This window comes from Ralstonia pickettii (assembly GCF_016466415.2).
GTDB lineage: Bacteria > Pseudomonadota > Gammaproteobacteria > Burkholderiales > Burkholderiaceae > Ralstonia > Ralstonia pickettii.
The window spans coordinates 2,935,651-2,950,845 of sequence record NZ_CP066771.1 but is presented as its reverse complement, the minus strand read 5'-3'; the positions used below and the strand labels follow the sequence as shown (position 1 = coordinate 2,950,845).

Here is a 15,195-nt window from a genome sequence, read left to right as displayed (position 1 = left end):
GTGCCCATGCAGCGCGAACCGATCGACTACCCCGCCGATGCTCTTCCCACCCGCGACGATCACGTCCGCACGGTCGACGGCTGGACGCTGCCCGTGACGGTCACCAGCCCTGGGCTGGGCGCGCACGGCACGGTGGTGATCTGCTCGGCGCTGGGCGTGCCGCGCCAGTTCTACGCGGCGTTTGCGCGGGCGCTGTGCCTGGCGGGCTGGCGTGTGGTGACGTTCGACTACCGCGGCATTGGCGAGGCGGCAGCAACCGGCCCGGGCACGCCACGCTTTGCCGACTGGGGCCGGCACGACATCGACGCGGTGCTGAAATGGGTGCACGACACGCTCGTCCCCGAGGGCTGCAGCGGACGCAGGCTGGTGGTGCTCGGCCACAGCGCGGGCGGGCAGCTGGCGGGCCTGGCGCCGCACATCGTGCATGCGGATGCGCTGGTGCACGTGGCGGTGTCGCTGGCGAATGCGCGGCTCTGGCCGTGGCGTGGGCCGCTGACCCGTCCGCAGCTCGCGTGGCTGCTGCAGGTGCGGATTCCCTTGGCGGTGGCGCGCGTGCGCGGCGGCATGCTGCCGCTGGCGGCCGTCGGCATGGGGCCGATGGCGATTCCGGCCGCCATCCTGGGCGATTGGGCGCGCTTTGCCCGGCGGCGCGGCTACCTCTTCGCGCGGCGTGCCGGGTTGGATACCTCACGCTATCCGAGGCTCGCCGTGCCGCTGCTCGCCTGGGGTTTCGACGATGATCCGATGGCGCCCGCCAACGCCATCGACGCGCTCATCGCGCAGTTGCCTGCCACGCGCGTCACGCGCCGCCAGGTGAACGGCGCGGCGCTGGGTGCCAAGGGCGTCGGCCACATGGGCTTCTTCCGCGCATCGTCCGGTGCGCCGTGGTGGCGCGAAACCGTGGCGTGGCTCGATGCCCTCGCTTGAGTGAGCGCCCTGATCCGCCATGCCGCCCGCGGCCCGCAACGCCTTCATCAAATGCGCTGGAGCCGGCCCCTCGGGTTCGATGCGCCTGACGGTGAAAGACGGCGGCCCGCGCATCCCCCCAGCCGGATCGCACGCGTGTTCGAGCCGTGCCTGCGCCTGAATGCCAGCCGCGATCGCCACAGCGGCGGCTTCGGTCTGGGGTTGGCGATCGTGCGGCGTATTGCGCTCGTGCATGGCGGTGACGTTCGCCTCGATGCGGCAGCGGCGGGCGGGGCGCGGTTTGCGGTGCTGCTGCCGGCGATGACGATCCCACCGCTGTAGGCGCAGCAGGTCCGGGCGTTGTAGGCGCGCTAAGCCTCGTCGCCGCCCGGTCGATGCAGAAACGCGCTCGGGCTGCTGCCGAACGCCCGGCGGAACATCGCCGAGAACGCGCTTTGGCTGTTGTAACCCAGCTCCTGTGCCACGCGCGACAGCGGCATCCCCTGCGACATCATCGGGATGGCACTGGCGAGCACCGCCTGCTGGCGCCACTGCGAAAAGCTCACACCCAGTTCGTCCCGGAAGCGCCGCGCCAGCGTGCGTGCGCTGGCGCCCACATCGCGGGCGAGCGCATCGAACGTGAGCGGGGTGCCGGGGTCGGCCATCACGCGTTCGCACAGGGCGCGCAAGCGCTTGTCGGCGGGCATGGGCAGATCCAGCGGCAGCGGTGCGCTGCGGCGCAGCTCGTCGAGGATCAGCATGGCCAGCGCCTGCTCGCGCGCGGCCGGCAGCGGTTGGCGGACGTCCATCGCTGCAATCAGCTCGCGCAGCAGCGGTGACACCTCCATGACGCGGCACTGCGCGAGCGTGCCCGTCACCACGGACGGGTCGGCATACAGCGTCCGCAGGAAGGCCGCCTCCACCACCCACACTTCGTGTTCGATGCCGGGCGGAATCCAGATCGCCCGCGAGGGCGGGACCACCCAGGCGGTGTCGCCGGCCTGCACGCGCAGCACGCTGTTGTGGCTGTACGCCACTTGCGCCCAGGGATGCGTGTGGCGCGGAAACCGCGTGTTGGCCTCCATCTGCCGCGTGTAGAGCCGTACTGGATGCGCCGCCGAGGGCGGCGTGCGGCCTTCGATATCGGTGGGCAGGAGGCGCTGTGGCATGGCGGGTTTGCGACAGAAACAGTCGGGCCAGTGTAAATGCGCCGGCAGGACTTGTCGAAGCCGGAGGTCGATGGCAGGCTATCGCCCGGCGTCGACGAGGGTGGGCGCCACACTAGAAAGCGGACCGCAGAAGCGGTCTCGACAAAAAAACGCCGTTGCCCACGAGGCACGCGGCGACATGGGTGCGAACAATGCAAACGGGAAATCACACGCGCAGCCGGGGGGCGCGCGGAGCGATGGGGTGGTTGCGGCCGTGGGCCGCGCTTGCCGCGTGTGTGGCATGCATGGCTGCGTTGACAGCGCCAGCGGCCCACGCCGACATCAGCATCATCCAGTCTTTGCCGCTGTCCGGCACGCAAGCCGCGACGGGGCGGGCGCTCAATGCGGGCGCACGGCTGTATTTCGACTGGCTCAACCTGGACGGCGGTATCAACGGCGAGACCATTCGCCTGGTCGCCCGCGACGACGAGCAGAAGGTCGAACAGACCGTCCGCAACGTGCGCGACATGGCCAAGATCGACAACCCGGTGGCGGCGCTTACCGTGGTCGGCACCGCCAATGTGGAAGCGCTCATGCGCAGCGGCGTGCTGACCGAAGCCAACCTGCCGCTGGTCGGCCCGGCCACCGGGGCGTCCAGCATGACCGGCGATCCGCTGGTGTTTCCCATCAAGGCCAGCTACCGGCAAGAGATCGACAAGATGGTGAGCGCGCTCGTCACCATTGGTGTCACGCGCATCGGCGTGCTGTATCAGGACGATGCGCTCGGCAAGGAGGTGCTGACAGGCGTGGAGCGCGCGCTCAAGCCGTACAAACTCACGATGGGCGGTACGGCTTCGTACCCACGCAATACGGCTTCGGTGAGCGCCGCCGTCGACAAGCTGCTCGGCGCCGATTTGCAGGCCATCTTCCTGGGCGCCACGGCCGAACCCGCCGCGCAGTTCATCAAGCAATACCGCGCGCGCGGTGGCGGCGCGCAACTGCTTGGGCTGTCGTCGATTGATCCGGGCATTCTGCTCAAGGTGGCCGGCATCGATGCGGTGCGCGGCTATTCGCTGGCGCTCGTGATGCCCAACCCCGGCAAGGGCGTGAACCCGGTCATCCGCGAATTCAACCGCGCACGCGCGGCCGTGGGCGCAAAGGATGTCGAACTGTCGTTCCGCGCGGTGGAAGGCTTTGTGGCCGCCAAGGTGCTGGCCGAAGCAGTGCGCCGCGCCGGCCCCAAACCCACGCGCGACCAGGTGCGCCGTGAGCTGGCCCATCTGCGCAACTTCGACGTGGGGGGCGGATTTGTGGTGGATTTCTCCGACCGCACGCGTCCGGGCTCGCACTATGTGGAGCTGGGCGTGGTGGGGCCGAATGGGCTGGTGATTCAGTAGCGCTGGGCGCGTGAAGCTTGTTGTGCTGAATGGCAGGGTTGGGAGTGAGGAGGAACGGGGGGGGGCTTTGTTGGTGGTGCATCCCTTGTTTCATCCCCTGCCGGGGCTGACTCACTTTCTTTGGTCTTGCCCAAAGAAAGTAAGCAAAGAAATGCGCGCCCGAGATGGCGACAGATTCCTTGAATTTATGTCGCAGGGAGGGGAAGGGAAAAACTCGCTTCGCTCAGACAGTTTCCCTTCCTTTTTCCTCCCTGCAACAGAAATTCAAGGCGCCATCTAGGGCAGGAAGGTCAAAGGACAAACCCAAACCCTCGGGGCGCCAGCCCAAACGAAGAGGCCAACCGTACGATGGGTTGGCCTTTCTCTTTTGACGTTGAGCCCTTGATGGCGCCTTGAATTTTTGTGAGCGGGCGGATCAAGGAAGGAGGCTGTCTGAGCGCAGCGAGTTTGCCTCCTTCCCCGCACGGTCACACAAATTCAAGGGGGTATCGCCATCTCGGGCGCGCCTTTCTTTTGCTTACTTTTCTTTGGCAAGACAAAGAAAAGTGAGTCGGTCCCGGCAGGGAACGAAAGGGGGGTGGACCACAAAAAAATCCCAGAAGAAAACAAAAGCCGAAAATCAAAACGCCCCTCAGAGAGATTCCCCTCCAAGAGGCGTTCCTTCATCCCAAATGCCCGTCAGGCCACAGGCGCCGTGCCCGCCCCATGCTCATGCCTGCCCGCCGGCTTGACGATCGCCAGCGTGGCAATCAACCCGCACAGCGCAGCAAACGACACCCACACGCCAGGCATGGCCTTGTTGCCCGTCTCGTGGATCAGCCATGTGGCAATCGCCGGGGTGAAGCCACCGAAGATGGCCGTGGCGAGGCTATACGCCAGCGAGAAACCGGTGGTGCGCACTTCCGGCGGCATGATTTCAGTAAGCGTGACGACCATCGCGCCGTTGTAGCTGCCGTACAGGAACGACAGCCATAGCAGCACGGTCAGCATGCGGGCGAACGACGGTGCAGCAACCAGCCACTGCATGGCCGGGTAGGCCGTCACCAGCATCAGCACGGTAAAGAGGATCAGCAGCGGGCGGCGGCCGACGCGGTCAGATACGGCGCCCATTACCGGCAGCCAGAAGAAGTTCGAGGCGCCCACGCACAGCGTGACGATCAGGCTGTCCATGTCGGACAGGTGCAGCACGCTCTTGCCGAAGGTCGGCGTGTAGGCGGTGATCAGGTAGAACGATACCGTGGTCATCACGACCATCAGCGTGCCCGCGCCTACCAGGCGCCAGTTCTGGCCCATCGAGCGGAACACGGCGCGCAGGTCCGGACGGTGCTTGCGCTTCTGGAACTCTTCCGTTTCCTGCAGCGAACGGCGGATGATGAACAGGAACGGCACGATCAGGCAGCCGATCAGGAACGGCACGCGCCAGCCCCAGGCGCTCATCTCCGACGGCGGCAGCAGGTACGACATCAGCACGCCCAGCAGCGCGGCAAACATGACCGCCACCTGCTGGCTGGCCGACTGCCAGCTCACGAAGAAGCCCTTCTTGCCCGGGGTGGCGATTTCGGCCAGGTAGACCGACACACCGCCCAGCTCCACGCCGGCCGAGAAGCCCTGCAGCAACCGGCCGATCAGCACCAGCAGCGGCGCCGCCAGCCCGATGGTGGCGTAGCCCGGCACCAGCGCGATCAACAGGGTGCCGCAGGCCATGAGCGCCAGCGTGACGATCAGCCCGGTGCGGCGGCCGTGACGGTCGATGTACGCGCCCAGGAAGATTGCCCCCAGGGGCCGCATCAGGAAGCCGGCGCCAAAGGTCACCAGCGACAGCATCAGCGAGAGGAACTCGTTGCCGGCGGGGAAGAAGGTGTCGGCAATGGCCTTGGCGTAATAGCCGTAGACCATGAAGTCGTACATCTCCAGGAAGTTGCCGCTGACCACCCGGAAGACGGTGCGAGCCTTGGATTCATTGGGGTTGGTGGTATGCATGGTGGATGTCATTCAACAGCTTGGGTACAACGTGTGGGCGAGCCGGACAGCGAACTGCGGGCCGCCTCGTAAAAGGTGGTGATGTGGTATGGCGTGCTCGACGGCATGTCGGCACGCAGGCGCTGGCCGGCCGGGTCGATGACCTCGTTCCAGCCTTGTGCGTGCAGGAAGCGCGCCGACCACACCGGCAGCAGGCGCGCGAGCATGGCGCCCTGCGTTTCGGTGCACAGCGCGAGGGCGCGGCCGTATTCGGTCTGCGCCCAGATGCGCTGGCTGGCGTCGCGCATCGTGCCGTCCAGATTGAGCGACAGGCACACGCCCTGGGTGTCGGCATCCACGCCGTCGGCGCAGGCTGCGTCCACCGCGCGGGCAAGGCTCTCGGCCAGATGGAGGCCGGCTTCGGAGCGCGTAAAGACATCGGCGTGCGCGCGTACGAGGTAGAACCATTCGAACTGGTGACCGGGTTCGATGCGGTTGTCGGTGCTGGCCTCGTCGATTGGTAACTCGGCGATGCTGCCCGTGCGCGTGTCGATGAAGCGCGCGAGGATGCCCTCGGCCAGCGTGCGCACCCCGGTCTCGGCCCAGGCGGGCGGTTCGTCGAGCGCGGCGGCGGCCAGGTAGGCCTCGGTCAGGTGCATCACGGGGTTCTGCGCGACGCCGGCCAGCGTGGTGCTGAACCTGGCGTCCATGGACGCGACCGGCAGCGGTTTGACCCCGGCCCGCGCAAAGCTGCGGGCGATCACGTCGTGCGCGTCATGCATCAGCGCGGCCGCACGTGGGTCGCCGCTCACGGCAAGCCAGTGTGCGGCGGCAAACAGCACGAACGCGTGCGTGTACAGATCCTTGGTGGTGTCGTGCGGGGCCAGCGTACTGTCGATCGCAAACAGCCAGCCGCCGTGGATCGTGTCGCGAAAGCGCGTGTCCAGCGCGTGGCACAGGGCAGCGGCGCGTTCGGCGCAGAGATCGCGGTGGCGCCTGGAGAGCTGTGTGGCACGCGCGAAGGTATACAGCTGCCGCGCACACGCCATCGCCCGGTAGCGCGCGGTGGATGCCGGCACCAGCGCGCCGTTGTCGACGATGAGCGCCTCATAGCAGAGGCCGGCCTGTGCATTCCAGCCGGGCCCCAGCCACATGGGCAGCAGGACGTCGTCGTAGTAGCGGCCGAATGACTCCAGCGCAGCCGCAATGGCGGGGGACGGTTCAGTCGAGGCCGTATCGGGCAGCGGGGGCGTGGAGGATTGTGAAAGCATGGGCGCCGTGATGATCGTGGCGGGCGTCGACCCGTTTAGCCAGGCCGATTGCTCGAATCTGTTCTGTTCACCATAGGCGACGTATATGCGTTGTACATGCGAACAGACCCGGGATTGTGCTCCAACTGGCGGCCCCGCGCCACGCACAACTGGCGCAATCCCGGTCACGGCGCAGGGTTGTGGGTCCAATGAAAGGTTTTTACCGGATGCTGCCTGGGCGTGGGTTGTGCGAAGATGAATCACCCCTGGCTCATTCCCCTGGTCCCGCCCCGATCCATGCTCCGTCGCGACCTGCTCAAGCAGTTGGCCGCCGGGCTGCTTGCCCTGGCTCCTGGTTTGTCCCGCAGCGCCACGCCCGGCACCGCCGCTGGCGCCTCCGAACCGTTTGACGAAGCCCGCCTGCTGGCGCGCGCTCGGGCCTTGGCCACAAGGCCATACCGGCCCCGCAGCACGCAGTTGCCCAAGCCGCTGGTCACGCTGGGCTGGGACGGTTATCAATCGATTGGCTATCGCCCCGATCACGCATTGTGGGCCGGCCAGCACTTGCCGTTCGAGGCCAGGTTCTTCCACCTCGGGCTGTTCTTCAAGTCGGCTGTCCAGATGCACGAGGTGGTGGACGGCCATGCCCGCCTGATTGCCTACGACCCGGCCATGTTCGATTACGGCCAGAGCGGACTGGCCCGCCAGGCGCTGCCGGCCGATCTTGGTTTCGCCGGTTTCCGGCTGACGACCAAGGCGGACCCGACGCGCGATGTGGCGGCCTTCCTGGGTGCCAGCTACTTTCGCGCCGTCGGCGGGCAGTGGCAATACGGCATGTCGGCGCGCGGCCTGGCGATTGATACGGGGTTGCCTCGCGCAGAAGAGTTTCCGGACTTCACTGAATTCTGGCTGGTGCGCCCGGCCGCCGATGCCGATACGGCGCGCGTCTATGCGCTGCTCGATTCTCCGAGCGTGGCCGGCATCTACCGCTTTGACATCCGCCCCGGCGACACGCTCGTGATGGACGTGGCGGCCACGTTGTACGTGCGCAAGCCGATCGAACGTCTGGGCATCGCCCCGCTGACCAGCATGTTCCTCTACGGCGAGAACGACCGGACCGACCGCGCCGGCGATCGCCATAGCGCCGCACGTCGCTGGCGCGCATCGGACTGGCGCCCGGAAATCCATGATTCCGATGGCCTGGCCATCTGGCGTGGCTCGGGCGAGTGGATCTGGCGGCCGCTGGCCAATCCGCCCGTGCTGCGCAGCCAGCGCTTTGCCGACGACAGCCCGCGCGGCTTCGGCCTGCTGCAGCGCGACCGCAATCCCGATCATTACCAGGATGACGGCGTGTTCTACGAGAAGCGCCCGAGCGTGTGGGTCGAGCCCACGCACGACTGGGGTGAAGGCGCGGTGGAACTGGTGGAGCTGTCCGCCAACGATGAAACGTTCGACAACATCGTCGCCTTCTGGCGGCCCGCCGTTGCGCCGCATGCCGGGCAGGAACTGGCGTTCGGTTATCGGCTGACGTGGGGCGCGCAACCCGCGGCGGCCTCACCGCTGGCGCGTGTGGTCGCGACGCGCACGGGCATTGGCGGCGTGGTGGGGCAGCCGCGCAAATACTTCTCGTGGCGCTTCGTGGTGGACTTTGCCGGCGGCGAGCTGTCTCGGCTGGGGCGCAGCACGGCGGGGTCGACTGTGGAGCCTGCCATACGCGCCTCGCGCGGGCGGGTGGAGATTGCGTCGGCGCGGCCGCTCGCAAGCATCGATGGTGTCCGGGCGATGTTTGATGTGGTGCCGGATGCGAGCAATGCGCCGATTGAGTTGTTGCTGACGTTGCAGTCGGGGGAGCGGTTGCTTTCTGAGACTTGGGCGTATCAGTGGACGCCGCCGGTGGATCGAGGCATGTGAGACTGGTTTCTTGGGGCGTCGGCTTTTATGGCTGGTGCCGGTCCATCTCTTGTTTCACCCCCTGCCGGGGGCGACTCACTTTCTTTGTCTTGCTGTATGGACCGGGGACATAGGTGACAGGTGTGCGAGGACATGGTTGACACTTTGAGCGGCACATTCGCTCGGAGGTCAGGCCATGCCCTGGAGCACACGAGACACCATGAGCCTTCGTCAGGAATTCGTTCTATTGGCCCGGCAGGAAGGCTGTAACCGGCGCGAGCTGTGTCGGCGGTTCGGCATCAGCCCGCAAACCGGCTACAAGTGGCTGGCTCGTTACGTTGAGTCGGGGGACGCCGGACTGGCTGACCGGACGCGCCGTCCCTCGCACAGCCCGATGCGTACCGAGGCCGAGCTTGAACAGGCCGTCATCGCGTTACGCCAGCAGCATCCTGCGTGGGGCGGGCGCAAGATCAGCCGCCGCTTGGCCGACTTGGGCTGGAGTGATGTACCGGCGCCCAGCACCGTGACCTCCATCCTGCATCGGTATGGGTTGATTGCACCCGAAGCCTCAGACGCCTCCACGCCCTGGCAGCGCTTTGAGCACGCTGAACCGAACCAACTCTGGCAGATGGATTTCAAGGGCGGGTTCGCGTTGGCCGACGGCCAGCGCTGCTCGCCGCTGACCGTGATCGACGATCACTCCCGCTTCAACCTGGTGCTGGCGGCCTGCACGCAGACGCAGAGCGCGGTCGTGCAGCGTCACTTGCGCCAGGCCTTCGAGCGCTATGGGCTGCCGCTGCGCATCAACGCCGATAACGGCGCACCTTGGGGCAGTCCCACCCGGCCGGGGCAACTCACGGGCCTGGGCGTCTGGCTCATCCGCCTCGGTGTGCGCCTGAGCTACAGCCGCCCCGCCCACCCGCAGACCAACGGCAAGGACGAGCGCTTCCACCGCACGCTCAAGGCCGAGGCCCTGGCCGGGCGCTACTTCGCCTCTTGCGACGCGGTCCAGCACGCGCTGGATGCTTGGCGCACCGTCTATAACTGCGAGCGCCCGCACCAGGCCATCGACCTGGCCACGCCCATCACACGCTACCGGCCCAGCCCGCGACCGTATCCGTCTACGTTGGCACCGATCGAGTACAGCCCGCAGGACATCGTCCTCAACGTCGGATGGAATGGGGAGCTACGCTTCAGGAGTTGGCGCTTCAAGCTCTCCAATGCCCTGCACGGCTTGCCGGTGGCATTGCGCCCCGACCCTAAACACAGGGATCAATTCGATCTGTACTTCGTTCACCAACACCTTGGCCGTATCGATCTGAACCTGCCCGATGACTGCTGACATGTGTCAACCATGTCCTCGCACACCTGTCACCTATGTCCCCGGTCCATACATCTTGCCAAAGAAAGTAAGCAAAGAAAGGCGCGCCCGAGATGGCGACCCACTCCTTGAATTTATGTCGCACGGAGGGAAGGGAGGCAAACTCGCTGCGCTCAGACAGGCCTCCCTTCTTTTTCCTCCCTGCAACAGAAATTCAAGGCGCCATCTAGGGCAGGGACGGCCAAACCGTCGCTGCCTTTGGTCAGTTGGTTAATCGCGGGGCGGTGTCTTGCCGAACTTCTTTGCCATTTCTGCCCAGCCTTCGGGGCCCAGCTTTTCCATCGTCGCGATATTGCGTTCGTAGATGTCCGCTGCGTCGGGCACGGCCGCGGCGGCGCGGGCGATGCTGTCTTCGCGCAGCAGATGCAGGATGGGGAGGGGCGCGCGGTTGGTGGCGTTGGCGATGTCGTCAGGCTCTGCGTCGGCGAAGACGAATTCGGGGTGGAAGCTGGCCAGTTGCAGTTCGCCTTCGTAGCCGGCCTTGGCGAGCACGGATTCAGCCCGCTCCGTGAGCGAATGGAAATCGAGGAAGTCGGCAAGGGCGGGGACGATCAGCAACGTGGTGTCGATCTGTGCGGCGGGGGAGGCGTGCAGCAGGTCCGCTTCGGCACGCAGGTGGTCGAGCACGTCGCCGTCCATCGTGGCGCGGCTGACGACGTATCGAACCTGCCGCTTGACGTGGACGGCCTTGGCGAAGGGGCAGAGGTTCAGACCAATGACGGCGTCTTCCAACCAGCGCTGTACCGTCGCGACATGAAGGGCGGCGGCGTTTGCGTCCAAGTTGACGGCATCGGCGGGGGGATCCAGCAGGACGAAATCGGGGGCGTGGTCAGACACGGCGTGCGGGCAGGGAAGAGACAGCGGGCAGTGTAGTCGATGGGTCGGGAGCGTTTCTTGCGACGGTGTAGACGTTGTGATTTGCAACGTCCGGCGCGCGCCGTTGATGTGCGCCGAGATCACTTCGGGCGGCTCGTGCGCCGCTTATGTGGTCCGTCCATTCCGTGTTTTTGTAAAAGAAGGAGCTCAACCATGATTGAACTGCGCCTGAAAACCGCCCTTGCCGTTGCCGCCTCGTTTGCTGCGTCGGCTGCTTTCGCACAGATGACGCCGGCTCCGCAGACTTCACCGCAGACCACCGGCACCGTGCAGACCGCCCCGCAAGACGGGCCGGCCACTTCGTCGTCTGACCCGCTGGTTCAGAAGCGCATCGACGACAAGGCTGCAAGCGACGAGTACAAGGCTCGCAAGGCCGACGCCAAGGCTGCCTACAAGGAAGAAAAGAAGGCTGCCAAGGCCAACCGCAAGGCTGAGAAGAAGGAGGCTCGCGCCAAGCGCAAGGAAGCGATGAGCGAACAAGGCGGCCCCGCCCAGACGCCGAACAGCGAAGGCAAGTAAGGCGCCGGCCGAACCATGAAAAAAGGCGATCCGAGGGTCGCCTTTTTTCTGGTTGCCGGGTTTGCCTTCAGTGGCCGCGCGTTGTCGGCAGGCGGACCTGCGCAACGGCCATTTCCCATTGGGCGATGCGATGCGCCGCCTCGTCGCGGCTGATGACCGGGTGGAACGTGCGCGAGGCACGCCATTGCTGGGCGACTTCCGCTTCATCACGATAGAAGCCGGTTGCGATGCCCGCCAGGTAAGCCGCGCCGAGCGCCGTTGTCTCGATGATCTCCGGACGCACCACCGGAATACCCAGCAAATCTGCCTGGAACTGCAGCAGCAGGTTGTTGGCCGAGGCACCGCCATCGACGCGCAGTTCCGAGATGGTGGAAACGGCATCGCGCGTCATGGCCTGCAGCAGTGCCGTGCTTTGGAAGGCGATGGATTCGAGTGCCGCACGAGCGATGTGGCCGATGGTGGTGCCGCGTGACAGGCCGACGATGGCGCCTTGTGCGGTAGGGTCCCAGTACGGCGCCCCCAGGCCTGTGAACGACGGCACGAACACCACACCGCCGGAATCGGGCACCGAGGCGGCCAGCCCTTCGACGTCGGCGGACCGCTGGATCGCGCGCAGGCCGTCGCGCAGCCACTGCACGACCGCGCCGCCCACAAACACACTGCCTTCGAGCGCGTAGCTGCGCTTCGTGCCGCTCTGGCATGCCGCCGTGCTGATCAGGCCGTTGTGCGACTGGACCGCCTTGTCGCCGGTATTGAGCAGCATGAAGCAGCCCGTGCCGTAGGTGTTCTTTGCCATGCCGGGCTTGAAGCAGGCTTGGCCGAAGAGCGCGGATTGCTGGTCGCCGGCAATGCCGCCGATGGTGAGCGAAGCGCCGAGCCAGTCCGCATCGGTCTGCCCAAACTGGTACGCAGACGGATGCACCTCGGGCAACAGGCTCGGGTGAATGTCCAGCGCGCGCATCAGATCCGCATCCCATTCGCCCGTGTGGATGTTCCACAGCATCGTGCGGGACGCGTTCGATACGTCGGTCACATGGAGGCGGCCGCGTGTGAGTTGCCATACGAGCCAGCTGTCGATGGTGCCGAAGGCGAGTTCGCCACGCGCGGCGCGCTCGCGGGCGCCGTCCACGTGGTCAAGAATCCAGCGCAGCTTGGTGGCGGAAAAATACGGGTCGATGATCAGGCCGGTGCGCTTGCGCACCTCGTCTTCCAGGCCCTCGGCGCGCAGGCGCTCGCAGATGGCTTCGGTGCGGCGGTCCTGCCAGACGATGGCGTTGAAGATCGGTTTGCCTGTGGCGCGCTCCCACACCATGGTGGTTTCGCGCTGGTTGGTGATGCCGAGCGCGGCCATGTCGGCGGCGGAGAGCTTCGCTTGTTCAAGTGCGGCGCGGCAGGTGGCGAGTTGGCTGTTCCAGATGTCGAACGGATCATGCTCCACCCAGCCGGGCTGCGGAAAATGCTGGGGAAACTCCTGCTGGGCGCTGGCGACGATCTGGCCGGCGCGGTTGAAGACGATGGCGCGTGAGCTGGACGTGCCCTGGTCGAGCGCGAGGAGGTATTCCATAAGGCAGATTCAGGTGACCGCCGGGCCGGAGTGAACCTGTCCGGCGGTGGGTAAAACGGAAGCAGGCATGGTAGCCCGCCGGCCGATGTTTGGTCGACCGGCGGGCATGCGAATTAACGTACCTTGCCGGCCTTCCAGGCTGCGAGCAGCTTGTCGTAGGCCACCGTCTCACCCTTCGGACGCTCGTTGTCGAGCTTCTTCCACGGGGCGTGTTCGGTCGACAGCCACTTCGACGGATCGCTTTCCGGGTTCAGCTTGGGCGCGCAGTTCTTCATGCCGGCGCGCTGCAGGCGGCCCATCACCTGGTCCATTTCCTTGGCCAGGTTGTCCATCGCGCCTTGCGGCGTCTTCTCGCCCGTGACGGCCGTGGCGACGTTCTTCCACCAGAGCTGCGCCAGCTTCGGATAGTCGGGCACGTTGTTGCCGGTCGGCGTCCAGGCCACGCGGGCCGGGCTGCGGTAGAACTCGATCAGGCCGCCGTACTTGGCCGCGTTCTTGGTGAAGTAGTCGCTGTGGATATCGGAGTCACGAATGAACGTGAGGCCGGTGATCGACTTCTTGAGCGACACGGTCTTCGACGTGACGAACTGGGCGTACAGCCACGCGGCCGAGCGGCGCTCGAACGGGGTGGATTTGAAGAACGTCCACGAGCCGACGTCCTGGTAGCCGTTCTGCATGCCGTCCTTCCAGTACGGGCCGTGCGGCGACGGGGCCATGCGCCACTTCGGCGAGCCGTCGGCGTTCACGACCGGGCCCGGCTTGGTCATCGGCGCGGTGAAGGCGCTGTACCAGAACACCTGCTGGGCGATGTGGCCTTGTGCGGGCACCGGGCCGGCTTCGTTGAAGGTCATGCCGGTCGCTTCGGGCGGGGCGTACTTCTTCATCCAGTCGATGTACTTCGTGAGGGCGTACACGGCGGCCGGACTGTTGGTGGCGCCGCCGCGCGAGACCGAAGCGCCCACCGGGGTGCATTTGTCCTTGTCATCCACGCGGATGCCCCATTCGTCCACCGGCAGGCCGTTCGGGATGCCCTTGTCGGCGGAGCCGGCCATCGACAGCCATGCATCGGTAAAGCGCCAGCCGAGCGACGGATCCTTCTTGCCGTAGTCCATGTGGCCGTAGACGCGCTTGCCGTCGAGCTCCTTCACGTCGTTGGTGAAGAAGTTGGCGATGTCTTCATAGGCAGTCCAGTTGACGGGCACGCCCAGGTCGTAGCCGTACTTGGCCTTGAACTTGTCTTGCAGGTCCTTGCGGGCGAACCAGTCGGCGCGGAACCAGTACAGGTTGGCGAACTGCTGGTCGGGCAACTGGTACAGCTTGCCGTCGGACGCGGTGGTGAAACTCGTGCCGATGAAATCCTTCAGGTCCAGGCCCGGGTTGGTGAACTCCTTGCCTTCACCCGCCATGTAATCGGACAGCGGCATGATCACGCCGTAGCGGTAGTGTGTGCCGATCAGGTCGGAGTCGGAAATCCAGCCGTCATAGATGCTCTTGCCCGATTGCATCGAGGTCTGCAGTTTTTCGACGACATCGCCTTCCTGCATGATGTCGTGCTTGACCTTGATGCCGGTGATTTCTTCGAAGGCCTTGGCCAGCGTCTTCGATTCATACGCATGCGTGTCGAGCGTTTCCGACACGACGTGGATTTCGGTTACGCCCTTGGCCTTGAGCTTGGCGGCGGCGTCCATGAACCACTTCATTTCCGCCATCTGCTTGTCTTGCGACAGCGTGCTGGGCTGGAATTCGCTGCTGATCCACTTCTTGGCTTCGGCTTCGCCGGCATGGGCTGCGCCGACTGCCAGGGCGCTTGCCAGTGCGATGGCACTGATCTGAAGCGTCATGCGCCAGGATGTTTTCATCGGTATCTCCTCGTGCTTTTTGTTCTCCCCGCAGCGAAAACATCCGACATTCCGACGCGGGGAGCGTGGTGGAATGCGTGTGCCCACAAGGGCGTGGAAGCGCGGCATTCTGCCGAGACTTCCGGTCTTGCGTAATCGAGGTTGCCTTCTAACTCAGCCGCGCCACATCACGATGATCAGCACCACCATCGAGGCGATGAAGCCGCCCCAGGCGCTGGTCTCTTCCGACGTGAGCCCAACCCACGCCAGGTTGATATAGGCCGCGGTCAGCAAGCCAATGAAGAGGCGGTCGCCGCGCGTGGTGGCAATGGGCAGGAAGCCCTTGCGCTCCACCGTCGGGCGGGCCACTTCCCACACCGTCATGCTGGCCAGCATCAAGGCGATGCAGCCAAAGAAGATCGCCACTTCGGGCGTCCAGGCCATCCAGCTGAACATGGCTGTGTCTC

Annotated in this window: 12 protein-coding genes and 1 pseudogene; 6 read left to right on the top strand and 7 right to left on the bottom strand. The window is 65.6% G+C overall.

The features are described from left to right. Nucleotides 1–6: 6 nt before the first annotated feature. Together RP6297_RS13960 and RP6297_RS13955 are read left to right on the top strand one after the other, a co-directional pair. The gene (locus RP6297_RS13960) at nucleotides 7–927 is read left to right on the top strand and encodes an alpha/beta hydrolase family protein (RefSeq protein WP_009239722.1); all 921 of its coding nucleotides are present in this window, start codon (nucleotides 7–9) and stop codon (nucleotides 925–927) included. Nucleotides 928–1,000: 73 nt separating this feature from the next. Then, nucleotides 1,001–1,248, top strand: a pseudogene (locus RP6297_RS13955) (ATP-binding protein); the annotation flags it as partial. A gap of 29 nt (nucleotides 1,249–1,277) precedes the next feature. Here RP6297_RS13955 and RP6297_RS13950 read toward each other — a convergent pair. Next, a complete protein-coding gene (locus RP6297_RS13950; RefSeq protein WP_009239724.1) occupies nucleotides 1,278–2,075 on the bottom strand; it encodes an AraC family transcriptional regulator in 798 nt (265 codons plus the stop codon). 284 nt (nucleotides 2,076–2,359) lie between these two features. Here RP6297_RS13950 and RP6297_RS13945 point away from each other — a divergent pair, with 284 nt between their 5' ends. After that, complete coding sequence (locus RP6297_RS13945; protein WP_009239725.1) at nucleotides 2,360–3,451, top strand: ABC transporter substrate-binding protein; 1,092 nt, start codon at nucleotides 2,360–2,362, stop codon at nucleotides 3,449–3,451. Nucleotides 3,452–4,129: 678 nt separating this feature from the next. Here RP6297_RS13945 and tcuC read toward each other — a convergent pair. Then, entirely contained in the window at nucleotides 4,130–5,431 is a 1,302-nt protein-coding gene (gene tcuC / locus RP6297_RS13940) for an MFS transporter (protein ID WP_009277260.1), read from the bottom strand. 8 nt (nucleotides 5,432–5,439) lie between these two features. Then, complete coding sequence (locus tag RP6297_RS13935; protein WP_009239727.1) at nucleotides 5,440–6,681, bottom strand: AGE family epimerase/isomerase; 1,242 nt, start codon at nucleotides 6,679–6,681, stop codon at nucleotides 5,440–5,442. A gap of 276 nt (nucleotides 6,682–6,957) precedes the next feature. Between RP6297_RS13935 and RP6297_RS13930 the strand changes: the two genes are divergently transcribed. Further along, nucleotides 6,958–8,571 carry a glucan biosynthesis protein gene (locus tag RP6297_RS13930; RefSeq protein WP_009239728.1) on the top strand — a complete coding sequence of 538 codons (1,614 nt, stop codon included), beginning with the start codon at nucleotides 6,958–6,960 and terminating at the stop codon, nucleotides 8,569–8,571. A gap of 175 nt (nucleotides 8,572–8,746) precedes the next feature. Then, a complete protein-coding gene (locus RP6297_RS13925; RefSeq protein ID WP_009239574.1) occupies nucleotides 8,747–9,892 on the top strand; it encodes an IS481 family transposase in 1,146 nt (381 codons plus the stop codon). Between the two features lie 249 nt (nucleotides 9,893–10,141). On the opposite strand, the gene RP6297_RS13920 is transcribed toward RP6297_RS13925, so the two are convergent. Further along, nucleotides 10,142–10,768 carry a DUF1415 domain-containing protein gene (locus tag RP6297_RS13920; RefSeq protein ID WP_009239729.1) on the bottom strand — a complete coding sequence of 209 codons (627 nt, stop codon included), beginning with the start codon at nucleotides 10,766–10,768 and terminating at the stop codon, nucleotides 10,142–10,144. A gap of 192 nt (nucleotides 10,769–10,960) precedes the next feature. On the opposite strand from RP6297_RS13920, the gene RP6297_RS13915 reads away from it, so the two are divergent. After that, a complete protein-coding gene (locus RP6297_RS13915; RefSeq protein ID WP_009239730.1) occupies nucleotides 10,961–11,326 on the top strand; it encodes a hypothetical protein in 366 nt (121 codons plus the stop codon). 67 nt (nucleotides 11,327–11,393) lie between these two features. On the opposite strand, the gene glpK is transcribed toward RP6297_RS13915, so the two are convergent. From glpK to RP6297_RS13900, 3 genes are all read right to left on the bottom strand, one after another. Further along, on the bottom strand, nucleotides 11,394–12,890 hold the full coding sequence (gene glpK, locus RP6297_RS13910) for a glycerol kinase GlpK (RefSeq protein ID WP_009239731.1): 1,497 nt from the start codon (nucleotides 12,888–12,890) through the stop codon (nucleotides 11,394–11,396). 113 nt (nucleotides 12,891–13,003) lie between these two features. Then, entirely contained in the window at nucleotides 13,004–14,749 is a 1,746-nt protein-coding gene (locus RP6297_RS13905; protein WP_009239732.1) for an ABC transporter substrate-binding protein, read from the bottom strand. A gap of 153 nt (nucleotides 14,750–14,902) precedes the next feature. Beyond that, a complete protein-coding gene (locus RP6297_RS13900; protein WP_009239733.1) occupies nucleotides 14,903–15,184 on the bottom strand; it encodes a DUF2160 domain-containing protein in 282 nt (93 codons plus the stop codon). Between the last annotated feature and the right edge of the window lie 11 nt (nucleotides 15,185–15,195).